This is a genomic window from Spinactinospora alkalitolerans (assembly GCF_013408795.1).
Lineage (GTDB): Bacteria > Actinomycetota > Actinomycetes > Streptosporangiales > Streptosporangiaceae > Spinactinospora > Spinactinospora alkalitolerans.
Genome location: NZ_JACCCC010000001.1, coordinates 169,365 through 195,800, shown reverse-complemented (window position 1 = coordinate 195,800; position 26,436 = coordinate 169,365). Strand labels below are relative to the sequence as shown.

The following is a 26,436-nucleotide window of genomic DNA, read 5'->3' as shown; positions in this document are numbered from 1 at the left end:
TGCCGGCGTCCCTCATCAGCGCGGCCGGGGTCCTCAGTCGTCCCGTCCGGCCGATGCCGCGCCGGCCACGATGCGGTCGGCCCCCTGCGCGATCATCTCGCGCGCCAGCTCCCGTCCCAGGTGAACGGCTGCCTCGGGCGCGTCACGGAAGTCGCCGATGCGCACGGCGCCCTCCCTGCGGACGGCCTGGCCGCCGTCGGGGGCGACGACCGCGGCGCGCAGCCGCAGCCGGCCGTCGCGGCACTCGGCGAAGGCGCCGACGGGCGCGGCGCACCCGGCCTCCAGTTCGGCCAGGACGATGCGTTCGGCGGTGACCTCGGCCCGGGTCTCGGCGTGGTCGACGACGGCCAGGTAGGCCAGGTCGCCGGCCGCGTCGGCGGTCCGGCACTCCACGGCGAGCGCGCCCTGACCGGGGGCCGGCAGCATCTGCTCGGGCTCGAACACCTCGGTGACGTCGTCGAGGCGGCCGACCCGGGCCAGGCCGGCGTGCGCGAGGACCACGGCGTCGACGTCGCCCGAGGCGATCTTGCCCAGCCGCGTCTCGGCGTTGCCGCGGATCGGGACGTAGTCGAGGTCGGGGCGCAGCGCCGCGAGCTGGGCGACCCGGCGCGGCGAGCCGGTGCCGACCCTGGCCCCGGCGGGGAGGTCGGCGAACTTCAGGCCGTCGCGGGCGCACAGCGCGTCGCGGGGGTCGTCGCGCTCGGTGATGGCGACCAGGGTCAGCCCTTCGGCCGGCGACGTGGGCAGGTCCTTGAGGGAGTGCACCGCGAACTCGATGCCCCCTCCGAGCAGCTCGTCGCGGAGCGCGTTGACGAACACCCCGGTGCCGCCGAGCTGGGTCAGGTGCGCCTTGGTGACATCGCCGAAGCTGGTGATCAGCATCAGCTCGACGGGCACGCCGGTGCGCTCGGTGATCGCGTCGGCGACCGCCTGGGACTGGGTGGTGGCCATGGTGCTGCGGCGGGTGCCGAGCCGGGCCGGTGCGGGTGTCATGCTCACATCTCCTTGCCGACGGCGGGATCGATATTGGTGACCGCGTCGGGGGTCTTCGGGTCCAGGTCGAACAGTTCGCGCAGCGCGGCCTCGTAGGAGTCGCCGTTGGGTTCGGCGGCGAGCTGCTTGACGCGGACCGTGGGCTGATGCAGCAGCTTGTCGACGACGCGGCGCATGGCGTGGACGATCTCGCCGCGCGCCTTGTCGTCGAGGTCGGGCAGCCGGCCCTGGAGCCGGGAGAGCTCGGTGTCGACGACCATCCGCGCCTTGCTGCGCAGCGCGACGACCGTGGGGGCGACGAGTTCGGCGCGGCGCACCGACTGGTACTCGGCGACCTCCTCCTCCACGATGTCGCGGACGGCGGAGACGTCACCGGTGCGGCCGGCGGCCTCGTCGGCGCCCGCCGCGGCGGCCTGCCGCAGGTCCTCGATGTCGACCAGCTCGACGCCGGGCAGCCCGCGGACGGCCTCGTCGATGTCGCGCGGCAGCGCGAGGTCGAGCAGGACCAGGGGGCGCCCGCTCCTGCGGGCGACGGCGGCCTGGACCGTCTCGCGGGTGAGCACCAGCCCCTGCGCGCCCGTGCAGGAGATCACCAGGTCGACGCCTGCGAGCTCGTCGGCGGCCTGCTCGAAGGCGATGGCGCGGCCGCGGATGGGCTCGTAGGCCTCGGTCAGGCACTCGGCCAGCCGGGCGGCCCGCTCGAACGTGCGGTTGGCGACCACGACGGAGCCCGCGCCCCTGCGGGCCACGGTGTTGGCGGACAGGGCGCTCATCGAACCGGCGCCCAGGACCATGACGCTGCGGCCGGTGAGGGTCTGCGGCTGCGGGATCGCCGCGGTGATCTCCTCGATGCCCTGGACGGCCTCGGCGTGCACGGCGTCGACGGGGCAGTGCGCGGCCGCGCGGGCCTCGCCTCCCTCCGCGCCCCCCTCGGCCGCGGAGGACAGGTGCCGGCCGGCGACGGCCAGGCCGAGGGCGACCATGTCGGCGCCGGCGTGGTCGAGGTGGGTCTCGGTGTGCGCGCGCTTGCCGACCCGCAGCGCGCGCTGGCCGAGGTCGTTGAGGACCCGGCCCAGCGTGCCGCCCTGCTGGGCGCTCTTGAGGGAGTCGCGGACCTGTCCGAGGATCTGGCCCTCGCCCACGACCATGGAGTCCAGCCCGCACGCCACGGAGAACAGGTGCTGGATCGCGCGCTCCTCGTAGTGCACGTAGAAGTGCCGGGTGAGCTCGCTCAGCGGGACGCCGGTGTGCCAGGAGAGCAGTTCGGAGATGGCGGCGACGCCGGCGTGGAACTTGTCCACATCGGCGTAGACCTCCGTGCGGTTGCACGTGGCGACGATCATCGCCTCGTTGACCGCGGAGGTGCCGACCATCTCGGACATGACCTTGAGGCGCGTCTCGTCGCTCAACGCGACGCGCTCCAGCAGCGCCACGGATGAGCTGCGGTGGCTCATCCCAACGGCGAGGACACTCATCTGCACTCCAAAGCAGGCATGACAGCGACGCTTCGTACGGCGGGTACGCGACTCCGCACGCGGTTCCCCGTGCGCGTGACACGCCGGCCTCTGGTCATGTCACGCCTCCAAGGCCCCGATCCAGTCCGGTCCCTCGTGACCGTCGGCCTTCCGCTGCTCGTGGAAGGCCAGGATCTGAAGTTCGATGGACAAATCGACCTTACGCACATCCACTCCGTCAGGCACATTGAGGACGACCGGCGCGAAGTTCAGCACGCTGGTCACGCCCGCGCTCACGAAGCGGTCGCACACCCCCTGGGCCGCGGCCGCGGGAGTGGCGATGACGCCGATGGACACCTTCTCCATCGAGACAACGTCCTCCAGCGTGTCAATATGCCGCACCGACAGGCCCGCGACCTCGTCCCCGACCACCGCGGCATCGGCGTCGAGCAGCGCCGCGATCCGGAAGCCGCGGGTCCCGAACCCCCCGTAATTGGCCAGTGCGCGGCCCAGGTTGCCCGCGCCGACGATGGCCACGGACCAGTCCTGGGTGAGACCAAGTTCACGGGAGATCTGGTAGATCAGGTACTCGACGTCGTAGCCGACGCCGCGGGTCCCGTAGGAGCCGAGGTGCGAGAGGTCCTTGCGCAGCTTCGCCGAGTTGACCCCCGCGACGGTCGCCAGCTCCTCGGAGGAGACCGTCGGCGTGCCCCGGTCGCTCAGGGCCTGCAGGGCGCGCAGGTACACCGGGAGCCTCGCGACGGTCGCCTCGGGAATCCCCCTGTCCCGATCCCGAGGTTTCGGTGTGCGGCTGGTCACAGGTGTGCGCTCCTGGGCAACAATCGACGACGCGGATCGTGTTCGGGCCGGCACAGGTTCGATGCTCCCGCACGGGCGCGCATTTCATCCGTCAAGACCCCAGCCGGAAAAGATTTTGGCCACCAGATTACGCTCTTGTGAATGCATGCACAAAGTGGGGTGGTCCTAACGGGATCCGCTGCGGGACCGCTGTTACCGAGGCGTGCACCCCTCCCCGAGCCTCAGTGGGCGCCCCGGAGGGCGGCGCGCAGCCGCTTCTCGCTGACCCGCCAGAAGTCGTGCCGGGCCCCGTCGACGAACGTCACCGGGATCTTCTCCCAGTACTCCTCCTTCTCCTCCGCCGGAGCCACCGTGATGTCGCGCACCTCATAGGACACGCCCAGCTCCGCCGCGACGCGCTCGATGACCGCCAGCGCCTCGTCGCACAAATGGCAGCCCGGTCTGCCCAGCATGGTGATCCTGTGCGGCGATCCACCCGTCATGGGTCCACCCCGTTCGTCTCGTCCCTTTCCGCGTTCCACCGGCCGCGGCCCGTTCATCCTCCGGCGAAGGGCGGCAGCACCTCGACGCTCCCGCCCTCGGTGAGCGCCACCTCGTCGTGCGGGCGCCTGCCCACCGGCCGCTCATCCACCAGGAACGACGACCGCCGCAGCACCTGGAGCAGCCGCTGGTTGCCGGCGTGCCGGGACCGGACCCGGTCCAGCGCCTCGGCCAGGGTCGCGGCCTCGTAAGGCTCCTCGGCGGCTCCGGCGGCCTCCTTGGCCGCCGCCCAGTACCGAATGGTTCCACTCACCATGGATTGATTATCCTTGTATTTCTCGGAGGCAATGTTCAATTGATTCTTGCCGGGGGCAATGACGCCTTCGACCAGCCGCATCGCGCGGGGTGACGGAGAAGAGGCGCATGAGCCACCTGCTGCTGTTGACGAACTCCAGCGAACCGTCCGATCACGTGCTGCCCGCCCTTGGTCTGCTGCTGCACTCGGTCCGGGTCGCCCCGGCCGAGGCGAGCGCGCTGCTCGTGCCCGGACCCGACCGTACGTCCGGCGTCCCCGTGGACGCCATCCTGGTCGACGCCCGCACCGAGCTCGCCGCCGCCCGCAACCTCTGCCGCCTGCTGAACACCACGGGGCTGGACTGCCCGCTGATCCCGATCCTCACCGAGGGCGGCATCGCCGCCCTCACCTCCGACTGGCAGGTGAACGACTTCCTCCTCACCACGGCGGGCCCGGCCGAGGTCGAGGCGCGGCTGCGGTTGTCCATCGGCCAGGCCGACACCGCGGGCGACGACCCCGACGAGATCCGCCGCGGCGACCTCACGATCGACGAGGCCACCTACATCGCCCGGTTGCGCGGCCGGATCCTCGACCTCACCTTCAAGGAGTTCGAGCTGCTGAAGTTCCTGGCCCAGCACCCCGGCCGGGTCTTCACCCGCGCCCAGCTGCTGCAGGAGGTCTGGGGCTACGACTACTTCGGCGGTACCCGCACCATCGACGTCCACGTGCGGCGGCTGCGCGCGAAGCTGGGCGCCGAGTACGAGTCGCTGATCGGCACCGTGCGCAACGTCGGCTACCGGTTCGTGCCGGATCCCGCGTCCAGGGCGGCCAGCGAGGAGGCCGTAAGACGGGTCGACGACGCGCAGGCCGGGGGAACCGGGGAAGCGCCCCTGAAGCAGGAACGCGTTTCGCACTAGCGACGGAGGGAAGCCGCGCGGCCCGGGGTGAACGTGTTCCAACGAACACGGAAAACCTCGGGAATCCCTTGGCCGCGGGGACTCGTGATCATGGTGCCGAACGCCTAAGATGCTGGATCAGTTGGCGTTGTGCGATCGCGCCGGGTGTGGAACCGGTCGCAGTACGTCAACCACCAGGCCGGGACGGGCGTCACCGTGGCAGGTGGGTTCCTCACCGGCGGAAGGCGGCGGCGCGGCTGAGGAGGACGTGGCTCATGGTGAGCGGCAAGGGCGGTCACGCGCCCCGGATTCCCATGCGAGCACTCGCGGGAGTTCCGCTCGGAGCGGTGTTCGTCGGGTGCACGCTGATCCCCGCCCTTCCCGCCTTCGCCGCCGACACCGGCCCCGACGTCGTGCTGAAGCCGGAGCGGACCACCGTCGCGCCCGGGGAGACGGCGTCCCTGACCCTTAGGGTCACCGGGGCCGACGACGAGAAGACGTGCCTGTACGACGCGACCGCCGACGCCGGCTTCTCCGTGGGAGACCTGAGCTCCCCGCGCGCGCCGGCGCGCGCGGAGGTGACCGGAGCACCCGAGGAGTCGGGCGAGGTGACCGCCACGGTCACCTACGCCGTGGTCGACGAGGACGCCGACTGTAAGGCCGCCCCCGAGGACGACCGGAAGACCGCCTCCTCGGCACCGGCGCCCGTCACGGTCACCTCGCCCGATCCCACGCCCACGCCTTCTCCCACTCCCACCGAGGACCCCGACCCCTCCCCCTCGCCCACGGACCCGCCTGAGGAGCCCTCACCCTCGCCCACGCCCACGGAGGACCCCGACCCCTCGCCCTCGCCCACCGAGGACCCCGACCCCACGCCGACCGAGGACCCCGACCCCACGTCCACGGAAGGCACCCCCTCGCCCGATCCCACGACGCCCTCGTCCGGCGGCGACAACGGCGGGCCGGAGAGCGGCGGCGGCAGCGGCGATGGGGACGGCGGCGGCCCCCCCTCGTCGATCCGCGAGCCCGACCGCGACGAGGACGACTCCCCCGCCGCCGACCGGCCCGCCGCACCTCCGCACAGCCCCGTGTCGACGTCGGACTTCGGTGGCGGCGGCGCGGACCGCCCCTCGCTGCCGACCGGCGACCTCGACCTGCCCTCGGTCGACCCTGACGGCCCTTCGGACGACCTGGCCGACCTGCCGATGGTGGAGCCGGGTGAGGAGGACGGCGACGACGCGAGCACCGTGGCGGCCGAGGCCGACGACGGGCGCGGCGTGATGTCGCCGAGCGTGCTGCTGCTGTTCCTGCTGCTCCTGCTGCTGCTCTCGGCCCCGCTCGCCCCGGTCCGGCGGGTCCGCACCGGCACGGCCTACAAGGGCCGCCGCCGCAGGGGCTGATGCGGATGGCCCCCGCTACTCAAGGGGTCTGCGGCCCAGGCCACAGGGGTTGGTAAGGCTCGCCCCAGGAGAGGTGGAAGAGACCTTGACTTCAGGGGGTCGTGAAGGCTCGCCCCAGGAGGGATGGCGTGCGGGTGGGCGATTCTCTCGCGTGGCCGAAGGCCCATAGACGCAAAATCGCCCTCACGCGCGCGAAGCGCACGCCGACACCGTGGGCGCGGACCGACACCCCGGTTTCGGCCCGGCGCCCAAGGCTGCGGTGTGCGGTCGCGTCCTCGGGCCGGGGTTCAACCCTCTGCGGCCGGAGTCTCAGCCCCGAAGGCCCGCCCCATAGGCTCGGGGCATGAGCCACATCCACATCACCGAAGCGCTGGAGTCCGCACGGGTCGAGGCCGTGCTCGCCCTCGCGGAGAGTGCGCGGGAGCACGACGGCATCGCCCCGCTGTCGGAGCAGACGCTGCTGCGCGTCCGGCACGGCGCGCAGGCGGGCGGCGCCGACGTGCGCTTCCACCTCCTGTACGAGGAGGCCGAAGGCGACGCGGAGCGGCTCGCCGGTTTCGGTTTCGCCGAGCGCTCCCCCGACGGCGGACCGGATTCGGGCGAGCTCGTCGTCGCCCCGGGTCGGCGGCTGCACGGGTACGGGACGTGGCTGCTGAACTCGCTCGCGGACGAGAGCGAGGGGCGCGGCCTGCGCGTGTGGGCGCACGGCGGACTGCCCGGCGCGCGGGCGCTGGCCCGTTCGGCCGCCGCCGAGCAGGTGCGCGGGCTGCTGAAGATGCGCCTCGCACTGCGCGGCGCCGACTCCGCGAACACCCCGGCCCTCTCCGGGGCCCGGCTCTCCGACGAGGCCAGGGAGCGGCTGGACATCCGCCCCTTCGCCGTCGGCCGGGACGAGCAGGAGTGGCTGCGGACCAACGCCCGCGCCTTCGCCGACCATCCGGAGCAGGGCGGCATCACGCTCGACGACCTCCGGCAGCGCGAGGCCGAGGCGTGGTTCGATCCGGCCGGGTTCTTCGTCGCCGCCGACCGCTCCAGCGGCCGGATCGCCGGCTTCCACTGGACCAAGACGCACGCCGACGGCGCCGGCCTCGCCGATGAGCCCGTGGGCGAGGTCTACGTCGTCGGCGTGGACCCCGACTGGCAGGGCACCGGCCTGGGGCGCGAGCTCACCCTGACGGGGCTGCGCCACCTGCGCGACCGCGGGCTGCCGTGGGTGCTGCTCTACGTCGAGGAGGAGAACCCCGTCGCGGTGCGACTGTACGAGTCCCTGGGGTTCACCCTCTGGGACGCCGATGTGATGTACGCCGTACCCGTGAAGTGAGGTTTCGCGCCCCGGTCGGAGCGATCACGAAACGCGCCCAGTCGATGCTCCCGGGGTGATCATCGCAGGCCATAAGCGGACATTTTTCCCAAAATGGGCGCCGTTCACCTGGTTGACATCGATGAGCCGTCTTTTTTTACCGGAGTCGCGCCGCGTCGTTCACTCCTTGTTCACCCTGACTGGTATGGCTGGTCACCTGGCCTGCCTACCTTCACATTTGGCGGGGTCCTCAGCCGGACTCGCCCAAAGGTGACCAAGTCCAGAGGAAGGACACCGGGGCTGTGAAGCTCTCTAGGTATGGCCAATTCGCGGGAGTGGCACTCGCCGGCGCCCTTGCGCTCACCGCCTGCGGCAGCGACCAGGCGGTGAACCCGGGCGACGGCGGCACCGCGGCCGCGGGCAGCGCCGAATGCGTCGACGGCGGCGGCACCCTCGCCGGCGCGGGATCCAGCGCGCAGGAGAACGCCGTTGCGGCCTGGATCGCCGCCTACACCGGCGCCTGCGAGGGCACCACGGTGAATTACGACGCGGTGGGTTCGGGAGCCGGGCGCTCCCAGTTCATCGAGGGCGCCGTGGCCTGGGCCGGCTCCGACGCCGCGCTGGACGAGACCGAGACCGAGCAGGCCACCGAGCGCTGCAACGGCTCCGAGGTCGTCAACCTCCCCGCCTACATCAGCCCGATCGCCGTCACCTTCAACCTGGAGGGGGTCGACTCCCTCAACCTCACGCCCGAGGTGATCGCCGGCATCTTCAACCAGGAGATCACCACCTGGAACGACGAGGCGATCGCGGCCGACAACCCCGACGTCGAGCTGCCCGACACCGACATCATCCCGGTGAACCGCTCCGACGAGTCCGGCACCACCGAGAACTTCGCCGCCTACCTGTCCGAGGCCGCCGGCGACGCCTGGCCGCACGAGGTCAGCGGCGACTGGCCGATCGAGCCGGTCGAAGCCGCGCAGGGCTCCTCCGGCGTCGTCTCCGCCATCGAGGGCGGCGAGGGCACCATCGGCTACGTCGACGCCTCGCACGTGGGCGAGCTCGGCACCGTGGCCGTCGGCGTCGGCGGGGAGTTCGTCGAGTACAGCCCCGAGGCCGCGTCCGCGATCGTGGACGCCTCCCCCGAGCGCGAGGGCAACACCGAGAACGACCACGCGGTCGAGCTCGACTACCTCACCGAGGACGCCGACGCCTACCCGATCGTGCTGATCAGCTACGAGATCGCCTGCATGGAGTACGCCGACCAGGCCGAGGCCGACCTGGTCAAGAGCTTCCTGAGCTACGTGGCCAGTGAGGAGGGCCAGCAGGCCGCCGCCGATGAGGCGGGCTCCGCGCCGATCTCCGACGCCACCCGGGAGAAGATCCAGTCCACCATCGACGGCATCACGGCAGGCGCCTGATCCCCTCAGCGCCGACCATGACTTGGGTGGGGCTCACACCGATGGGTGGGAGCCCCGCCTTAGCGGCGTTTGGTCATCCACCGCTAAAAGCCGGTGCACGGACGTCGCCGTGCGTGACCGCCACCACGCGCGGCGGCCGGGCCGTCGCGGGACGGCCGGCGGCCCCGGTGCCACGCCGTGGCGCCGGGGACCGCGGTGCCCGCGGCGGCCGCGGCGGCCCGCGGTCCGGTTCCGACATCGGCTGCCCGGTGCGTTCAGAGCCCCACCGGGCAAGCTCCAGAATGTAACAGGCCCCGCCACCATCGCCTGTCAGGAAGACGCCGGCGCACGGCGTTCGCCCAGGGGCGAGAATTGAACCACCTCGACCGGAGTCTCACATGACCACCAAGGAAGACTCGTCTACGACGGCCCGGGTACCCAAGGGCAAACGTCGGATCGGCGACGTCATCTTCGCCAACAGCGCCAAGGGATCGGGAATCCTGATCCTGGCGATCCTGGCGGGTGTCGCGGCGTTCCTCATCGGGCAGTCCTACGACTCGCTGAGCGCCAACACCGCGAACTTCTTCACCACCAGCGAGTGGGACGCCAACGTCCGCGAGAATCCGGCCTTCGGCATCGTCGCCCTGGTCTTCGGCACCGTGCTCGCCGCGGCCATCGCCCTGCTGATCGCGACCCCCATCGCCATCGGCATCGCGCTGTTCATCGTCTACTACGCCCCCCGCCGCGTCGCCGCCGTCCTGGGCTACCTGGTGGACCTGCTCGCCGCCATCCCCAGCGTCGTCTACGGCCTGTGGGGCATCGGCTGGCTGGTCGACCAGCTCGGGCCGTTCTACGTGACGCTGGAGGAGTACCTCGGCTGGATTCCGCTGTTCGCCGGCCCGGTGTCCACGACCGGCAGGACCATGCTGACGGCCGGGCTCGTGCTCGCCGTGATGATCCTGCCGATCATCACCGCGATGTCGCGGGACGTCTTCCACCAGGTCCCGCAGGCCCACCGGGAGGCCGCGCTGGCGCTGGGCGCCACCCGCTGGGAGATGATCCGCACGGCGGTCATCCCGTTCGGCCGCCCCGGCGTCATCGGCGGCGCCATGCTCGGCCTGGGCCGCGCGCTCGGCGAGACCATGGCGGTCGCCATGATCCTGTCCCCCTCGCTGGTCATCTCCTGGTTCCTGCTGCAGAGCGGCAACCAGACCATCGCCGCGCACATCGCGCTGCAGTACCCCGAGGCCACCGGATACGGGGTGTCGGCGCTGATCGCGGCCGGTCTTGTGCTCTTCGCGATCACCCTGGTCGTCAACATGGCCGCGCGGTTCGTCGTCGCGCGTCGCAAGGAGTTCTCGTCATGACCACCCCGACCAAACAGACTCCCGTCGGCACCCCCGGCGACGGGCCGCGCCTGAAGCAGCCCGCCCTGCTCAGCGGAACCCTGCCGCGCTTCTTCCCGCCGGTGCTGCTGGTGGTCCTGGCGGCGGTCGCCGGCCTCGCGCTGTCCGCCCTGGGCACGTTCAACGTCCCGCTGTTCGCCGTGGTCACGTTCCTGGCGTACATGGTCGCCATCACGGTCGCCGCCTCCATCGTGGAGAACGGCCGCAAGGCCAAGGACCGGCTGGTCACCGCGGTCGTCTACGCCTGCTTCGGCCTGGCCATGGTGCCGCTGGTCTCGCTGCTGTGGACGGTGGTCGTCAAGGGCCTGGTGCGGCTCGACGGCTACTTCCTGAGCGTGTCCATGAACGGCGTCATCCCGAGCATGGACGCCGGCGGCGTCTATCACGCGATCGTCGGCACCGTCTTCATCACCGGGTTCGCCGCCCTGATCTCGATCCCGATCGGCCTGATGACGGCGATCTACCTGGTGGAGTACGGCCGCGGCCGGCTCAAGCAGGCGATCACCTTCTTCGTCGACGTCATGACCGGCATCCCCTCGATCGTCGCGGGCCTCTTCGTCGTGGCGCTGTGGATCATGTTCTTCGGCCCCGGCAACACCAACGGCGCGGCCGGCGCGATCGCGCTGTCGGTGCTGATGATCCCGGTCGTGGTCCGCTCCTGCGAGGAGATGCTCAAACTCGTGCCGAGCGAGCTGCGCGAGGCCTCCTACGCGCTGGGCGTGCCCAAGTGGCTCACCATCGTCAAGGTGGTGCTGCCGACGGCGATCGCAGGCATCACGACCGGAATCATGCTGGCCCTGGCGCGCGTTATCGGGGAGACGGCACCACTGATCCTCACGGCGGGCACCTCGGCCGTGGCCATCAACTGGAACCTGTTCAACGGGCAGATGATGAGCCTGCCGGTCTTCATCTACGCGCAGGTCCGGATGGGCGGCGCCGTCAACTACGAGCGGGCCTGGGCCGCCGCACTGACGCTGATCATCATCGTCATGCTGCTGTTCCTGGTCGCCCGGCTGGTCTCGCGGTTCTTCGCCCCGAAACTCGGGCGCTAAAGCCCTCCACGTCAGACGAACAAGCTTTGAGAACCTGAGGAATGAGCAGTGGCGAAACGCATTGACGTCTCCGGACTCCACGTCTACTACGGCGACTTCCTGGCCGTCGAGGACGTGTCGATGACCATCGAGCCCCGGTCGGTGACCGCGTTCATCGGCTCCTCCGGCTGCGGCAAGTCGACCTTCCTGCGCACGCTCAACCGCATGCACGAGGTGACTCCGGGCGCCCGCGTCCAGGGCAAGGTCATGCTGGACGACCAGGACGTCTACGCTCCCGAGGTCGACCCGGTGGCGGTGCGCCGCGAGGTCGGCATGGTGTTCCAGCGCCCCAACCCGTTCCCGACGATGTCGATCTACGACAACGTCATCGCCGGCGCGAAGCTGAACAACCAGCGGATGTCCAAGAGCAGGGCCGACGAGGTCGTGGAGCGCTCGCTGCACGGCGCGAACCTGTGGGACGAGGTCAAGGACCGGCTCAACCGGCCCGGCGCCGGTCTGTCCGGCGGCCAGCAGCAGCGCCTGTGCATCGCCCGCGCCATCGCGGTCGAGCCCGCCGTGCTGCTCATGGACGAGCCCTGCTCGGCGCTGGACCCGATCTCCACGCTGGCGATCGAGGACCTGATCGCCAAGCTCAAGGAGAACTACACGATCGTCATCGTCACGCACAACATGCAGCAGGCCGCCCGGGTCAGCGACACGACGGCGTTCTTCAACCTGGCCGGCACGGGCAAGCCCGGCCGGCTCATCGAGATGGGCGAGACCAACAAGATCTTCACCAAGCCCGAGCAGAAGGAGACCGAGAACTACATCACGGGTCGCTTCGGGTAACGAGAGACGCACCGGCGCCGGACGGCACCGGAAGGCCGCGGAGAACGGCGGCGGGTCGGCGGACCCGCCGCCGTTCGCGCTTCGCGGGTTCGCCGCCTCCGCCGAAGGGGGCTTGCGACCCCGACCACATGCGCCGAGGCGCACGGCAGGACCTTCGGTGGTCTTCTAGCCGACGAGCCGCACCAGTGCGTAGGTCAGGGCCGAGATGAGGGCGGCTCCGGGCAGGGTCAGGATCCAGGTCGCCACGATGTCGCCGGCCACGCCCCAGCGGACGGCGGAGAGCCTGCGGGTGGCGCCCACTCCGACGATCGCCGAGGTGATGGTGTGCGTGCTGGAGATCGGCACGTGCCAGATGAAGGACGTGGCGTAGGCGATGACCGAGACCGTGGCCTCGGCCGCGAACCCCTTCGGCGCGTCGAGCTGGATCACCCGGTGGCCCAGGGTGCGCATGATGCGCCAGCCGCCGGTCGCGGTGCCGGCCGACATCGCCAGCGCCGCCGCGACCACCGTCCAGGTGGGGACGTCGTAGTCCTGCTGGTAGCCGGTGGTCACCAGGGCCAGCACGACCACGCCCATGGTCTTCTGGGCGTCCTGGAGCCCGTTGCCCAGCGCCATGGCCGCGGCCGAGACGCTCTGCGCGAGCTTGAACCGGCGCCCCACCCGGCGCGGGCTGGCGTCGCGGAAGGCCCACAGGATCGCCAGCATCACCAGGTAGCCCAGGAGCCCGCCGATCAGCGGCGACAGCAGCATCGGGATCGCGAAGCTGGTGCCCACGCCCCGCCATTCGACGGTCGTCGCCGAAGCCAGCGCCGCCCCGAGCAGGCCGCCGACCAGGGCGTGGGAGGCGGAGGAGGGCATGCCCTTGTACCAGGTCAGCACGTTCCACGTGATCGCGCCGACCAGGGCGGCGAACAGCACGGTGAGGCCGTGCGTCCCCTCCGGCGGGACGATGATGTTCTGCCCGATGGTGCGCGCCACGCCTTCGCCGAGGAAGGCGCCGACCATGTTCATCACCGCCGCCATGACGACGGCGACGCGCGGCGTGAGCGCCCGGGTGGAGATCGAGGTGGCGATGGAGTTCGCCGCGTCGTGGAAGCCGTTGGTGTAGGCGAACACGAGCGCGACGGCGACGACGGCGATCAGCGCCGAGGTTTCGGGGGGCACTTGGCGTGGATTTCGGTCGGGGCTCTCTAGGACTCCTTGACCGCGATGCTCTCGACGGTGTTGGCCACGTGTTCGAAGGCGTCGGCCGCGGTCTCCAGCTCCTCGATGACGTCCTTGAGCTTCAGCACGGTGAGGGCGTCGTACTCGCCGCTGAACAGGTGGGCGAGCAGCCGCCGGTAGATCTGGTCGGCCTGGTTCTCAAGCTGGTTGATCTCGATCCAGTAGCTGGTCAGATCCTTCATCGAGCGGAGGCGGGGCATGGCCTCCGAGGTCAGCTCGGCCGCGCGTTCCAGGACCTCGACCTGGTCGATGATGCCTTTGGGCAGGCGGTCGAGCCGGTAGAGGCCGATGAGGTCGACCGCGGCCTCCATCGAGTCCATGACGTCGTCGAGGCAGGAGGCGAGTCGGTAGATGTCCTCGCGGTCGAAGGGGGTCACGAAGCTCTCGTTGAGCCGTCGCATGATCGTGTGGGTGCGCTCGTCACCGGCGTGTTCGCAGGCACGCATCTTCTCGGTGATGGCGTCCCGGTCGGCGCCGTCGCTGATCAGCTCCACCAGCAGGCGTGCCGCTATGACCAGGTTGTTCGCGGAGTCCGCGAACATCTCGTAGTAGCTGTCATCGCGCGGAGTCAGGCGCAGACGCACATCTCTCTCCCGAAGTGCGAAGTGGCTCGCGGTCCGTTCGGATGCTATTGGCACCAATCGGGCAAACGGGTCACATCCCCCTCCTCGGGCGTGACCACGCACGCCCCCTTGCCCATGCCCGGGGGCGCGTCACTCAATGTTCACTTGGAGCACACCGTTCGTCGCCGAATGCCGACGTAGCGGGGGTATTCATCCTAACCACCCCACCCCGACATGCGGGTTTTGCGCGGAACCGGCCCCGTTTTCCCGCCGATACGACGAAGTGTGCAAACGGGACGCGAATCACAGTAGAACACATGGTTCACCGCGCTCTCAGGGGCTCACACCGCCATCGCGACACATGAGGTTAATCGGCCGGTCGGGACAAGTTTTCCCAAGTGCCAGTTTGAGCGGCTTCGTTCCCGAGGGCAACCGTCCATACGATCACTTACCTCCCTCCACCCCGCAGGTCGGGGCCGGCGCGAAGGCGCCGGCCCGGCCGGATCGTTTCGCGATCGTGACAAGAGAGGAAGTCAGAGCGGGAAGGGGGCCACACGGGAGCCGACCCGGCCTTGTCGGGAACGTCACCCGACCCCGTCCACAGGCCTGTGGACAACCGGGGCCGACGCCCGCCAATGCGGCTGCCGGGAAAATGCGGCCCCTGCCACACCCACCCGCCACCGATGCGCCGATGCCGGGGCCCACCCCGGCAGGAAAACGCACCGGTCCGCATCAAAGGGCCGCGCCTCGCCGCAGCCTTCACCGGCCCACGCCTTCGGCGGTCGGGCCCCGCCAGGCTCTAATCTCGTCTCCATGTCACCGAAGCCCACCGCCGCGCAGCGTCGGCAGGCGGCCCTGCGCACCGCTCTGGACGACCAGCTCACCGCGCTGGGCGAGCCCTCCTACTCGGGGCCGGACCGGCCCGCCCTGGTGCTGGAGGCGTGCGCCGCGGCCGTGCTGCGCGCCGGGGACGCCGGGACCGAGCCCGTCCGGGCCGCGGTGCGCGCCGCCGTCCGGGGCACGCTCGCCGAACTCGCCGAGCGCGCTCCCGGCCACTCCCTGGAGGTCCGGGTCCCGCCGTTCGGCGCCGTGCAGTGCCTGGAGGGCCCCCGGCACACCCGCGGGACCCCGCCGGGCGTCGTGGAGACCGGGCCGACGACCTGGCTCGCCCTGGCCATGGGGCGTATCACGTGGGAGGAGGCCGTCGCCGGCCACCGCGTCACCGCCAGCGGCGTCCGCGCCGACCTCACGGCCCTGCTCCCCCTGTGGCCGCCCCGAGCGGGCCACTGACCGATGTCCGGCGATCGGGTGCGCCCAGGGAAGGGGGCGGCCGCCGCGGTGCGCGCAAGCCGCCGACGGCACAGCGGCCCCGGGTCCTGAAGGTCCCGCCCCGCCCGCGGACGCAGCGGTCACAGCCCGATGAGGTCGTCCACTCGGCCTGCGGGCTGAAGGGACCCGTCTCCACCTCACGGCCGGTCAGAGGGCCCGGCGCGAACGTGCTCTCCCTCTCGTTCGCCCCCCGCCTGGCCCCGCCGCCGTGATCAGCCACTAAGCTAGTGGCGTGTCGCATCCCGACGGCCGGCTCAGCATGGACATCGATCCACTCGAACGCGGACCGCAGGACGCCTGCGGAGTGTTCGGGGTCTGGGCTCCCGGCGAAGAAGTCAGCAAGCTCACCTATTTCGGTCTCTACGCACTGCAGCACCGCGGGCAGGAGTCAGCGGGCATCGCCCTGAGCGACGGCGAGCGCATCCTCGTCTACAAGGACATGGGGCTCGTCTCCCAGGTCTTCAACGAGGCGACCCTCGATTCGCTGCGTGGGCACCTGGCCATCGGCCACTGCCGCTACTCCACCACCGGATCACCGGTGTGGGAGAACGCGCAGCCGACCTTCTACACCGCCCGTGAGGGCGGACTCGCCCTCGGCCACAACGGCAACCTCATCAACACCCCGGAACTCGCGGCGATGCTGCCGTCGGACCGGCTCGGCGCCACCACCGACACCGAGGTCCTCACCAGCCTCCTCGCGATCAACCCGGACCGCACCACCGAGGACGCCGCCATGGAGCTGCTGCCGCAGGTGCGAGGGGCGTTCTCGGTGGTCTTCATGGACGAGCGGACGCTGTACGCGGCCAGGGACCCCCAGGGCGTCCGGCCCCTCGTCCTCGGCCGGCTGGACAGCGGCTGGGTGGTGGCCAGCGAGACCGCCGCGCTCGACATCGTCGGCGCCACCGCGGTCCGCGAGGTCGAGCCCGGCGAGATGCTGACGATCGACGAGCGCGGCGTCCGGTCCCTGCGCTTCACCCCGGCCCAGCCCAAGGGCTGCCTGTTCGAGTACGTCTACCTCGCCAGGCCCGACACCACGATCGCCGGTCGCAACGTCAACAGCACCCGCGTCGAGGTGGGCCGCCGGCTGGCCAAGCAGCACCCGGTGGAGGCCGACATCGTCATCCCGGTGCCGGAGTCCGGCACCCCGGCCGCCGTCGGCTACGCCGAGGGCAGCGGCATCCCGTTCGCCCAGGGCCTCGTCAAGAACTCCTACGTGGGCCGGACGTTCATCCAGCCCAGCCAGACGCTGCGGGAGCTGGGCATCCGGCTCAAGCTCAACCCGCTGCGCGACGTCATCGCCGGCAAGCGCCTGATCGTCGTCGACGACTCCATCGTGCGGGGCAACACGCAGCGGGCGCTGGTCCGCATGCTGCGCGAGGCCGGAGCGCGCGAGGTGCACGTGCGCATCTCCAGCCCGCCGGTGCAGTGGCCGTGCTACTACGGCGTCGACTTCGCCACCAAGGCCGAACTGGTCGCCGGCAACCTCTCCACCGAGGAGATCCGCGCGTCGATCGGCGCCGACTCCCTGGCCTACATCGACCTCGACGAGCTGGTCTCGGCCACCGAGCTGCCCAAGAACCGGCTCTGCCGCGCCTGCTTCGACGGCGTGTACCCGATCGAGGTCGACGAGGACTCCCGCGGCAAGTATCTGCTGGAGAAGTCCTGCGGCGTGCCCGACAGCGGACCGCTGACGCCGTCCGCCCGGTAGTTCCTCATCCGTCCCCCGGGCCTCGCCCGGGGCAAGGGCTCCGCTGGGTCCACGGCCGGACCGAGGAGAGGGACGTCCGGGAGGAGCAGCGGGGCAAGCCGATCAACTGAGAGGTTTCGCGTGGCAGAGGGTGCCAACACCACTCCGGCGTACGCCGCGGCCGGAGTCGACATCGCCGCGGGGGAGCGCGCGGTCGACCTGATGAAGAAGCACGTGGCGCGCACCCGCAGGCCCGAGCTCGTCACGGACGCCAGCGGCTTCGCCGGACTGTTCCGGCTCGACGTCGCCAAGTACGGCGCGCCGGTGCTCGCGACGTCCACCGACGGCGTGGGCACCAAGGTGCTGCTCGCGCAGGCGATGGACCGGCACGACACGATCGGCGTCGACCTCGTCGGCATGGTCGTCGACGACCTCGTCGTCAGCGGCGCCGAACCGCTCTTCATGACCGACTACATCGCGTGCGGCTCGGTCGTGCCGGAGCGGATCGCCGAGATCGTCGGCGGCATCGCCGAAGGCTGTCAGCAGGCCGGATGTGCGCTGATCGGCGGCGAGACAGCGGAGCACCCCGGCGCGATGGCGGCGGACGAGTACGACCTCGCGGGCGCCGGCACCGGCGTCGTCGAGGCCGACGCGATCCTCGGCCCGGACCGGGTCCGCGAAGGGGACGCGGTCATCGCCATGGCCTCGTCCGGCCCGCACTCCAACGGCTACTCACTGATCCGGCACGTGATCGACCGGGCCGGCCTGGACCTGCACGCGCACGTCCCCGAACTCGGCGGCGTGCTGGGCGAGGTCCTGCTGACCCCGACCCGGGTCTACTCCAAGGACTGCCTGGCCCTCATCGCCGGGGCGGAGGTGCACGCGTTCTCCCACGTCACCGGCGGCGGACTCGCCTCGAACCTGGCCCGCTCGCTCCCCGGCACCGCCGACGCCGTGCTGGACCGCTCGACGTGGACGCCGGCACCGGTGTTCTCCTTCATCGCCGACCGCGGCGGGGTGTCGCGCGAGGACATGGAGGCCACGTTCAACATGGGCGTGGGGATGGTCGCGATCGTCGCGCCCGACACCGCCGAGCGGGCGGTCGCGCTGCTGGCCGAGCGCGGACTGGAGGCGTGGACCGTGGGATCGGTCACATCGGGCACCGGACGGGTACGGATCGACGGTGAGCACGCGTAGCGGCGCGCGGCCGGAGTCCGGTCCCGTCTCCGCGGGGCCGGACCGGGGCCCGTCGGACGGTCGGCGGGAGGCGGCCGCCCCGTCGCCGGACACAGACGAGCCGGCCCGATCCACGGGCGTGGATCGAACCGGCTGTGTCTGCCTGCTATCAGCGGACCCGGTTAAACGGACCATGCGCTGTGCCGGCGGCCCGGTCCAACGGGCTAGCGAAAGCGGTCCGAACGCTCGGACTCTTCCCCCGTTGAATCGTCGCCGCCCACCGGCTTGTCGGCATAGTCCGCATAACGGTCGACCAGGTCGTCGTAAGGGTCTTCATAGTTGTCGTCCGGGGAGCCCGAGGACTCCGACGGCGACACTTCTTCCTCAGCGACACCCAGCTCTGCCCGCAGCCGGTCAAGGTCGGTACCACCGGCGCTGTACTTCAACCGCCGGGCGACCTTCTGCTGCTTGGCCTTGGCTCGGCCGCGCCCCATTGGCTCGACCCCCTCAACGATTGGGTTTTCCCAAACCCCAGATCACTAGCAAAACCGCAATGCCGGGCTGACGGCCGTCACCGCACTGACGACAGGCGCCAGCTTACGTACGGATACAACCGTACCCGGTTTGGAACCAACCTGCCTACGCCGCCCGGGCATAACCGATCGTGCCACCCGGCACACGGGCGGCGCCGACCGCCTCGCCGACGGGCGCCGCCGGCGCCGCGCGCTCGCGCGTCCGCGCCCACCGCCCCTCAGGTTCAGGAGGCCTCCGGCGGGCCGATGCCGCCCGCCCGGACGCTCGGTCGGTGAGTGCCACCGGCCACGATATATGCCACGATGCGTTCGTGCTGCCCTACACCGCCTATCTCCGCGTCTACCAGCCCATTACCGCCTTTTCGAGCCGGGAGCGGGCCTATTGGCGGGCCTACGCGGACTCCCCGCACCGCCCGCGCAGGGTGGGGGCCGTGGCGGCCGAGCACGAGGAGAGCCTGCGGCGCATGGTGGCCACGCCTCCGGTCGTCGCACCGGGCTCGGAGAGCGGCGACGCCTACGTGCGCAGGGCGGGTTCGGAGCTGTTCATCTGCCCGTGGCAGACCCGGCTGCGCTCGTGGCTGGCGTTCCGGGAGTTCCGCTCGGCGACGCCCGCAGCCCTGAGCCCGGCGTTCGTGCCCGACTCCGTCGCCGAGGCCGCCGAAGGCGCCTTCGAGCGCTGGCGCGAGCAGGGGGAGCGGCTGCGCACCCAGATCCTGACCAGCACCTGGACCGTTCCGCTGCCGTGGTTCGCGCCGTTCGACGCCGATGAGCGCTGCCTGGTGCTGGGCACGGACACCGGGCAGACCGCCGTGCGCGACGAGGCCGACTCCCGGTCCCGCCACCCGGCCGGCGGTTCACCGGCGCAGGACGACCGGCTGCGCCCGGCCTCGATCCCGGAGCCGACCCGGACGATGCTGTACGTGACGGAGGTGGCCGAGGCGCGGCGGCGGCTGGCCCGCGCGGTGGCGGTGATGCGCGCCGCCCTGGGCGAGGCGACCGCCCTGGCCGCTACGGAGCAGTTGGACGACTGGCTGGCCGGCGTCGCCCATCCGCGGGCGCTCCTCGAACTCGACTACGGCGGCCTGGTGCGCCTGCTGGACGACGACGACCTGCGCGAGGACCAGTCGGTCGCGGAGGTCGCCGCCGCGATCACCGGCCTGGAGACCGACCAGGAGGAGCTGACGCTGGCGATGTACCAGCGGCTGATCCGGCGCTGGCGGGCGGTGCAGGCGCTGGAGCACGCCAACTGAGGACGCGGTGGAGCGTTCCGGAGGCCGCCTCGGACGCCGTCGGCGACCTGGGCTTCCAGGTTTTTGCTGACGTGATTCTTATTCCGTAACGGGTAGAGGTGGGATACCTAGGGACGAGCGGCACAGTTGGCATCAACTTTGCCGAAATTGGGCATACCGTCCTATAGATCTCGACGTAGACTGTGTCTAACTCGTTACAGAGTGCACTCTGAGTAACCGAAAACCCATACCGCGTCGTCGACGGGCGCGGCGTGAGAGAGCCGTCGATCACCGTTGACGTACGCACCGACCACGCCGGCCGAGCTCGTGAAGAAGCTGGTGGACGGATCGGTGGCCACGTCCGCCCCACCGGCTCACCACGATTTGAGGCCGAATCCCCTAGCACTTTCGGCCCGCCGGATCGAGAAAAACAGGGCCGGAGAACGAAGTTTTGACCGAATACGCCACATGCCACTAAACGTGTCGCTAGAATCACTCAGCGTGACGCGTCTCATGGGCGGCTTTGGGATCTCCCATCCAACAAAGTCGCGGTAAGTGGTCGCGTAATCACCTCGGGTGATGCCAATATAGACCTAGAGGGCAATATTGGACATCCGGGCCAAGTGCCAGGATAAGGCTCAGGATCGCCACACAGATCCAGGAGGAGAGGCCGTACACATGTCAACTCGCACGCCTGAGGCGGAGCCCCTGTTGACCCCTGCCGAGGTTGCCACCATGTTCCGCGTGGACCCCAAGACCGTCACGCGCTGGGCGAAGGCGGGCAAGCTGACCTCGATCCGGACGCTGGGCGGCCACCGCCGCTACCGCGAGACCGAAGTTCGCGCGCTGCTGGCCGGGATCCCCAACCAGCGGACCGAGTAACCTCCTCCTCCCGCGCCGTATCCGGGGGGATGATCGGGGGAAGCCGCCTGATGAACGTGGGCGGGTCGCGAAGGCGTGCGACCCGCCCTCGGCACGTCCGGCCCCGGGGCGGCCGGGAAAGGACCCCCGAGGAGCCCGCTTCGGCGCTCGGGCCCTAGAGCACCGGGGCGGCCTTCAGCAGGCGGGCGAGTTCGGGGCCGCCGGTCTCCAGGGCGTCGGCCGCGACGTCGGCCACCACCCGCCCCCGGTCCAGGACCACCACGCGGTCGGCCACCCGGCGTGCGACGCGCAGGTCGTGGGTCACCAGGACCAGCGCGCGGCGCCCGGCCTCGGCCGCCAGCACGTCGAGGACGCGCTCCTGGGCCAGCACGTCCAGGCCGCTGGTCGCCTCGTCGGCGAGCAGGACGTCGGGGTCCACGGCCAGCGCCCGCGCGATCGCCACCCGCTGGCGCTCGCCGCCGGACAGGGTGACCGGGCGCCGTCCGGCCAGCGCCGGGTCGAGCCCGACCCGCTCGAACAGCTCCGCCGGCCGCCGCGCCGCACCGCCGCCGGCCGAAGCCTCCGCGACCACCTCCCCCGCGGTGTAGCGCGGGTCGAACGAGCTCAGCGCGTCCTGCGGAACCCACCCGAAACGCCGCCGAACGGCCCTGCGCCGCCGTTCCGGGACGGACCAGACATCCGATCCGGCCACCGAGATCCGGCCCGTCTGCGGCCGGTCCAGGGCCGCGAGCACGCCGACGAGCGTGGACTTGCCCGACCCGCTGCGCCCCACGATCGCCACGCTCTCCCCCGCCGCGATGTCGAGGTGCACGTCGCGCAGCGCCTCCGTGCGCCGGCGCCGCCCGCCGAGGACGCGGCCCACGCCGCGGCACGAGATCAGCGGCCGCCCGTTCGCGGCCGGTGCCCCGCCCCGCCCCGTCATACCCGCCCTCCCGCGGTGGCCCCGCTGGCCCGGACCAGATCGGCGGTGAAGGGGTCGGCGGGCGAGCCGAGGACGTCGGCGGCCGGGCCGCTCTCGACGATCCGGCCGGCGCCGAGCACCGCCACCCGGTCGGCCCAGCGGCCCGCGACAGCGAGGTCGTGCGTGATGAGCAGCAGGGCGCGGCCGTGCGCCACCGCGTCGGCCCTGAGCCCGTCGAGCACCTCGGCCTGGGTCACCGGGTCCAGCGCCGAGGTGATCTCGTCGGCGATCAGCAGCCGGGGTCCCGGCGCGCGGGCCAGCGCGAGCGCGACCCGCTGCGCCTGCCCGCCGGAGAGCTCGAACGGGTAGCCGGCCCAGATCCGCTCGGGCTGCTCCAGGCCGGCCCGGCTCAACTCGGCCAGCCCTGTGGCGCGCCGCAGGGCCCGGGGGACGCCGTGCGCCCGCAGCGTCTCCAGCAGGTGCCGACCGACGGTGACCGTCGGATTCAGGCTGGCCTGGGACTCCTGGAAGACGTAGCCCGCGCGGGCGCCGCGCGGCGCGCGGCCTCGGTGCCGGGGCGGCGCCAGCAGGTCCTCGGGCGGTCCGTCGCCGGTGTCCAGCAGCGCGCGGCCGGACAGCGCGGCCCCCTCAGGACGCAGCCCGACGAGGGCTCCGGCGGTCAGGCTCTTGCCGCTGCCGCTGCGCCCGACCAGTGCGGTGACCTCGCCGGCGGCCAGGTCGAGGCGCAGGCCGTCGACGACCCGCCGGTCGCCGATGTCGATGGTCAGGCCGCTGACGGCCAGGAGCGGTCCGCTCACCAGGTCCTCCCTTCGGCGGCCTCGTGCCGGTCGAGGCCGGTGGCGATCACGTTCACCGCGATGATCGTGACGACGATCGCCGCGGCCGGGAGGGCGACGGTGTACCACTGCCCGGACAGCAGGTGGGAGCGGGCGTCGGTGAGCAGGTTGCCCCAACTGGGCCTGTTGGGCGGGACGCCGAGGCCGAGGAAGCTCAGTGTCGACTCGGTGAGGATGGCGTGGCCCACCTCGAACGCGGCGATCGAGGCGATCGGGGGCAGCGCGTTGGGCACCAGGTGCCGGAGGAACACCCGACCGCGGGAGAGGCCCAGCGAGTAGGCCGCGCGGACGAACGGGCGCTCCCGCAGCGCCCGGATCTCGGCGCGGGCGATGAGCGCGACCGGCATCCACGCCGTGACCACGATGGCCAGTACGACGGTGGTCAGCGAGGCGCCGGCGACGGCGGCGAGCGCCAGCGCCACGACGATCAGCGGCAGCGCGAGCAGGGCGTCGGCGGTGCGGGTGACGGCGGCGTCCAGCCATCGCGGCCCCGCCGCGGCCAGCGCGCCCAGCGCCGTTCCGGCCACGACCGTGATCACGCCGGCGACCAGTCCGACCAGCAGCGAGGAGCGCGCGCCGAACAGCATCCTGGCGCAGAGGTCGCGGCCGAGGTCGTCCGTGCCCAGCGGATGCCCCGGCGAGCCCGGCGGCAGCGAGACGGCCGTGGTGTCGGTGGCGATCGGGTCCTGCGGTGCGAGCCACGGCGCGAACACGGCCGCGGCCCCCATGACCACGAGAACCCCGACGGCCCCCCACACGGCGGCCCGCCCGCCCCCGCCCCGCAGCGGCACCCGCACCACCGCCAACCCCCGCGGCCGCACCGGCTCGGCGGGGAGCGCGCCGGAGGACGCGGAGGACGCGGGCTTGAGTCCGCGCTCAGCCATGACCCGCCCTCCTCACCGAAGTTGTCCACAGAACGGCCGATGAGCGTTGCCGCGCGGGCTTGACAATGTCAGCCTTGCTTTCACGCGGTTCCTTGATATGGGTGGTCCGCCCCCGGACGGGGCGGGGCGTGCGGTGCGGCCGTCGTTCAGGCATGAGCCGACTCCGGGATGGGGTGGGTGAGGCGGACGCGGGGGTCCAGGCGGGCGGTGGCGATCTCGCCGATGAGGTTGGCCGCGATGACGATGAGCCCGGTGGCCAGCACGACCGCGACCAGCACCGGATAGTCCTGGGTCCGCGCGGCCTCCAGGGCCAGGCGGCCCATCCCCGGCCAGGCGAAGACCAGCTCGATGGCGTAGGCGCCGGCCAGCAACTGGGCCGTGCCGACGCCGAAGCGGGCGGCGAACGGCACCAGCCCCGGGCGCAGCACGTGCCTGAACCGCACCGTCCAGGGCGACAGGCCGCGCACCTCGGCGTTGGCCACGTGGACGGAGCCGCGCACCCGGGCGACACCGGACTCCACCAGCCGCACGTAGACACCGAAGTGGTGGCCGAAGGCCAGGGCGAGCCCGGGCAGCGTGACGTAGGAGGCCACGACGCCGGGGGTGAGCGGCTGGCCGGGGCGGCCCAGCCCGCCCGAGGGGAACCAGCCCAGCCAGACCGAGAACACGAACAGGCACAGCAGCGCGCCCACGAACCCGGGGACGCCGCCGAGCGCGAACATGGCGAGGTCGATGCCGCGGCGCAGCAGCGCGCTGCGGGTCAGGCCGGCGAGCAGGCCGAGCGCGATCGCCCCGGCCAGGCTGAACAGGGTCGCCGTGCCGGTGAGCAGCAGCGTCCACGGCAGGGCGTCGGCGACCTGGTCGGCGACCGGGCGGCCGTTGAGGTAGGAGGCGCCGAGATCGCCGCGCACGGCCGAGCCGAGCCAGTCGGCGTAGCGGGCCGGCAGCGGGGCGTCCAGGCCCATCGCCGCGCGCTGCGCCTCGACGGACGCCTCCCCCACCGGGCGGCCCCCGGAGCGGGCCTCCAGCACCGCGCGCGCCGGATCGCCGGGGGCCAGGTCCAGCAGCAGGAAGCACAGCACCGAGAGCGCTGCGGCGACCATGACGGCCGCCGCAGCGCGGACGGCGACGAATCGGGCGATGGCCGGCTCTCCCTTCCCTCCGAGTTCTCTGATCCCTCCCACCACCGTTCGGGCACCGCCGGTCCCGGCCTCCTCGGCCTTCTCGACCACGGACCGCGCGGAGCGGGGCCCGTACGGCGGTCCGCTCCCGCGCACCCGGATCGGCGCTACCGGTAGGACCACTCCTCCGCGTTGTAGAAGAAGCCGTAGCCGTGGTGGGCCAGGGTGCGTTCGCGCGGGCCCTCGAGGTCGGCCGGCACGGCGTTGACCGCCTCGAGGTAGGCCACCCAGACGTAGGGCGGGTCCTCGGCCAGCGCCTGCTGGAACTCCGCGTAAGCGGCCGAACGGGTGTCGGCGTCGCTGCTGCCGCGCCCCTCCTCCAGCGCCGCGTCCACGTCGTCGTTGGCGTAGCTCCCGTAGTTGGACCCCCCTTCGGCCAGCGCCTCGGAGGAGTGGAAGGGGCCGTAGAGGGAGCTGTCGGGATCGTATGGGGTGCCCCAGCCGATGAGGAACGCCTCCACCTCCTCCCAGTCGACGGCGTCGCGCGGCCGGGGCTCGGCGGTCACGTCGAAACCCTGCTCGCGGAACTGCGTGGCCAGCACCTCGATCATCGCCGTGCGCACGCCGTCCTCGGCGAACGTGGTGAGTTCGAAGGAGACCGGCGTGCCGTCATCGGCCCAGACGCCGTCCCCGTTGCGCTCGTAACCGGCGCCGGTCATGATCTCCTCGACCCGGCCGGGGTCGAAGGAGTAGTCGGCGGCGCCGTCGGCGTGGAACGGGCTCCGGTCGAGCGGGCCGGAGGCCGGGGCGCCGTGGCCGTGGAGCACGCTCTCGATGACCGCGTCGCGGTCGACCGCGTAGTTCATGGCCCGGCGCAGCGCCGGGTCGGCGAAGCGCTCGTCGGCCATGTTGAACAGCACGCCGCGGTAGTCCGCCGTCGGGTACTCCTCCAGCCGGACGCCGTCGTCGCCGGCGACCTCCGCCACCTGCCGCGGTTCGAGCTGCGCCGCGTCGGCCTCGCCGTTTCGCAACCGGATGAGGCGGGTCGCGGCGTCGGGCACGTAGGAGACGGTGACGCCGTCCAGGCCGGGCGGGCCCTCGTAGTAGTCCTCGAACGCGGTGAGCGCGGCGTACTCGCCGTGCTCCCAGGCGTCCAGCTCGAACGGCCCGGTGCCGACCGGGTGCTCGCCGAACCCGGGATCGTCGATGCCGCTGTCGGCGAGCAGGTGCTCGGGGAGGATGCCGTTGGACAGGCTGTCCAGCAGGGCCGGGGTGGGCCGCTCCAGCCGCACGACCGCCGTCCGCTCGTCCGGCGCCTCGACCTCCTCGACGTTGGCGAACTTGTTGCTGGTGGAGAACCCGCCGTCGCGCACGCCCTCGATCGTGAAGACCACGTCGTCGGCGGTGAACGGCTCGCCGTCGTGCCAGGTGACGCCGTCGCGCAGGTGGAAAGTGTAGATCCGCTCGTCGTCACTGACATCCCAGCTCTCGGCCAGCGCCGGGATGATCCCGTTGTCGGCGTCGTGCGCGGTGAGCCCGCGGAAGACCATCTCCGTGACGGGGTCGAGGTGCTCGTCGACCAGGACCGGGTTGAACGCCTCGGGCTCGTCGCCCAGCGCGTAGGTCAGCGTGTCGCCGCCGTCGGCCCCGGCGCCTCCGGTGCAGGCGGTGGCCAGCATGCCCAGGGACACACCCGCCGCTGTCAGGGCTCGGAACCTCTTCATGCG

At 71.7% G+C, this 26,436-nt stretch carries 25 protein-coding genes; 12 read left to right on the top strand and 13 right to left on the bottom strand.

Annotated features, from left to right (window positions below; all coding sequences use genetic code 11):
• Positions 1-33 precede the first annotated feature (33 nt).
• From hemC to HDA32_RS00990, 5 genes are all read right to left on the bottom strand, one after another.
• Complete coding sequence (gene hemC, locus HDA32_RS01010; RefSeq protein WP_179641376.1) at positions 34-993, bottom strand: hydroxymethylbilane synthase; 960 nt, start codon at positions 991-993, stop codon at positions 34-36.
• A 2-nt stretch (positions 994-995) separates the two neighbouring features.
• Complete coding sequence (locus HDA32_RS01005) at positions 996-2,468, bottom strand: glutamyl-tRNA reductase (RefSeq protein ID WP_179641375.1); 1,473 nt, start codon at positions 2,466-2,468, stop codon at positions 996-998.
• Between the two features lie 99 nt (positions 2,469-2,567).
• On the bottom strand, positions 2,568-3,266 hold the full coding sequence (locus tag HDA32_RS01000) for a redox-sensing transcriptional repressor Rex (protein ID WP_179641374.1): 699 nt from the start codon (positions 3,264-3,266) through the stop codon (positions 2,568-2,570).
• A 221-nt stretch (positions 3,267-3,487) separates the two neighbouring features.
• A complete protein-coding gene (locus HDA32_RS00995; protein WP_179641373.1) occupies positions 3,488-3,748 on the bottom strand; it encodes a glutaredoxin family protein in 261 nt (86 codons plus the stop codon).
• A gap of 53 nt (positions 3,749-3,801) precedes the next feature.
• Positions 3,802-4,062: a MoaD/ThiS family protein gene (locus HDA32_RS00990; RefSeq protein ID WP_179641372.1), complete on the bottom strand. Its 261-nt coding sequence runs from the start codon at positions 4,060-4,062 to the stop codon at positions 3,802-3,804.
• A 107-nt stretch (positions 4,063-4,169) separates the two neighbouring features.
• On the opposite strand from HDA32_RS00990, the gene HDA32_RS00985 reads away from it, so the two are divergent.
• From HDA32_RS00985 to pstB, 7 genes are all read left to right on the top strand, one after another.
• Positions 4,170-4,958, top strand: coding sequence for a winged helix-turn-helix transcriptional regulator (locus HDA32_RS00985; protein ID WP_179641371.1), 789 nt, complete (start codon positions 4,170-4,172; stop codon positions 4,956-4,958).
• Between the two features lie 293 nt (positions 4,959-5,251).
• Positions 5,252-6,337 (top strand): hypothetical protein, encoded by a 1,086-nt coding sequence (locus HDA32_RS00980; protein ID WP_179641370.1) that lies wholly within the window; start codon positions 5,252-5,254, stop codon positions 6,335-6,337.
• A 343-nt stretch (positions 6,338-6,680) separates the two neighbouring features.
• Entirely contained in the window at positions 6,681-7,658 is a 978-nt protein-coding gene (mshD, locus tag HDA32_RS00975) for a mycothiol synthase (protein ID WP_179641369.1), read from the top strand.
• Positions 7,659-7,939: 281 nt separating this feature from the next.
• Entirely contained in the window at positions 7,940-9,058 is a 1,119-nt protein-coding gene (gene pstS / locus HDA32_RS00970; RefSeq protein ID WP_179641368.1) for a phosphate ABC transporter substrate-binding protein PstS, read from the top strand.
• Between the two features lie 377 nt (positions 9,059-9,435).
• Positions 9,436-10,404, top strand: a complete 969-nt coding sequence (gene pstC / locus HDA32_RS00965; RefSeq protein WP_179641367.1) for a phosphate ABC transporter permease subunit PstC — start codon at positions 9,436-9,438, stop codon at positions 10,402-10,404.
• Complete coding sequence (gene pstA / locus HDA32_RS00960; RefSeq protein WP_179641366.1) at positions 10,401-11,495, top strand: phosphate ABC transporter permease PstA; 1,095 nt, start codon at positions 10,401-10,403, stop codon at positions 11,493-11,495. Before pstC ends, pstA begins: the two co-directional genes overlap by 4 nt.
• 48 nt (positions 11,496-11,543) lie before the next feature.
• Complete coding sequence (gene pstB, locus HDA32_RS00955) at positions 11,544-12,323, top strand: phosphate ABC transporter ATP-binding protein PstB (protein WP_179641365.1); 780 nt, start codon at positions 11,544-11,546, stop codon at positions 12,321-12,323.
• 165 nt (positions 12,324-12,488) lie between these two features.
• Here the strand turns inward: pstB and HDA32_RS00950 are convergent, their stop codons facing one another.
• Both HDA32_RS00950 and HDA32_RS00945 read right to left on the bottom strand, forming a co-directional pair.
• Entirely contained in the window at positions 12,489-13,487 is a 999-nt protein-coding gene (locus HDA32_RS00950) for an inorganic phosphate transporter (protein WP_179641364.1), read from the bottom strand.
• Between the two features lie 26 nt (positions 13,488-13,513).
• Positions 13,514-14,131: a DUF47 domain-containing protein gene (locus HDA32_RS00945; RefSeq protein WP_179641363.1), complete on the bottom strand. Its 618-nt coding sequence runs from the start codon at positions 14,129-14,131 to the stop codon at positions 13,514-13,516.
• A gap of 792 nt (positions 14,132-14,923) precedes the next feature.
• Here HDA32_RS00945 and HDA32_RS00940 point away from each other — a divergent pair.
• From HDA32_RS00940 to purM, 3 genes are all read left to right on the top strand, one after another.
• Positions 14,924-15,400, top strand: a complete 477-nt coding sequence (locus HDA32_RS00940) for a sterol carrier family protein (protein WP_179641362.1) — start codon at positions 14,924-14,926, stop codon at positions 15,398-15,400.
• A gap of 298 nt (positions 15,401-15,698) precedes the next feature.
• Entirely contained in the window at positions 15,699-17,147 is a 1,449-nt protein-coding gene (gene purF / locus HDA32_RS00935; RefSeq protein WP_218882680.1) for an amidophosphoribosyltransferase, read from the top strand.
• Between the two features lie 120 nt (positions 17,148-17,267).
• A complete protein-coding gene (gene purM / locus HDA32_RS00930) occupies positions 17,268-18,323 on the top strand; it encodes a phosphoribosylformylglycinamidine cyclo-ligase (RefSeq protein ID WP_179641360.1) in 1,056 nt (351 codons plus the stop codon).
• Between the two features lie 203 nt (positions 18,324-18,526).
• Here purM and HDA32_RS00925 read toward each other — a convergent pair whose 3' ends face one another.
• Positions 18,527-18,796: a DUF3073 domain-containing protein gene (locus HDA32_RS00925; protein WP_179641359.1), complete on the bottom strand. Its 270-nt coding sequence runs from the start codon at positions 18,794-18,796 to the stop codon at positions 18,527-18,529.
• A gap of 350 nt (positions 18,797-19,146) precedes the next feature.
• Here HDA32_RS00925 and HDA32_RS00920 point away from each other — a divergent pair, with 350 nt between their 5' ends.
• Together HDA32_RS00920 and bldC are read left to right on the top strand one after the other, a co-directional pair.
• A complete protein-coding gene (locus HDA32_RS00920) occupies positions 19,147-20,085 on the top strand; it encodes a DUF8083 family protein (RefSeq protein ID WP_179646380.1) in 939 nt (312 codons plus the stop codon).
• Between the two features lie 657 nt (positions 20,086-20,742).
• Positions 20,743-20,946, top strand: a complete 204-nt coding sequence (gene bldC / locus HDA32_RS00915; RefSeq protein WP_017600591.1) for a developmental transcriptional regulator BldC — start codon at positions 20,743-20,745, stop codon at positions 20,944-20,946.
• 154 nt (positions 20,947-21,100) lie between these two features.
• Here bldC and HDA32_RS00910 read toward each other — a convergent pair whose 3' ends face one another.
• The 5 genes from HDA32_RS00910 to HDA32_RS00890 all read right to left on the bottom strand — a co-directional run bounded on the left by HDA32_RS00910 (position 21,101) and on the right by HDA32_RS00890 (position 26,433).
• The gene (locus HDA32_RS00910; protein WP_179641358.1) at positions 21,101-21,868 is read right to left on the bottom strand and encodes an ABC transporter ATP-binding protein; all 768 of its coding nucleotides are present in this window, start codon (positions 21,866-21,868) and stop codon (positions 21,101-21,103) included.
• Positions 21,865-22,665, bottom strand: a complete 801-nt coding sequence (locus tag HDA32_RS00905) for an ATP-binding cassette domain-containing protein (RefSeq protein WP_179641357.1) — start codon at positions 22,663-22,665, stop codon at positions 21,865-21,867. Before HDA32_RS00905 ends, HDA32_RS00910 begins: the two co-directional genes overlap by 4 nt.
• Positions 22,662-23,588, bottom strand: coding sequence for an ABC transporter permease (locus HDA32_RS00900; protein ID WP_179641356.1), 927 nt, complete (start codon positions 23,586-23,588; stop codon positions 22,662-22,664). The genes HDA32_RS00905 and HDA32_RS00900 overlap by 4 nt, the downstream gene beginning before the upstream one ends.
• A gap of 146 nt (positions 23,589-23,734) precedes the next feature.
• Positions 23,735-24,820: an ABC transporter permease gene (locus tag HDA32_RS31660; protein WP_312862992.1), complete on the bottom strand. Its 1,086-nt coding sequence runs from the start codon at positions 24,818-24,820 to the stop codon at positions 23,735-23,737.
• A gap of 56 nt (positions 24,821-24,876) precedes the next feature.
• Positions 24,877-26,433: an ABC transporter substrate-binding protein gene (locus tag HDA32_RS00890; protein WP_179641355.1), complete on the bottom strand. Its 1,557-nt coding sequence runs from the start codon at positions 26,431-26,433 to the stop codon at positions 24,877-24,879.
• Positions 26,434-26,436: the final 3 nt, after the last annotated feature.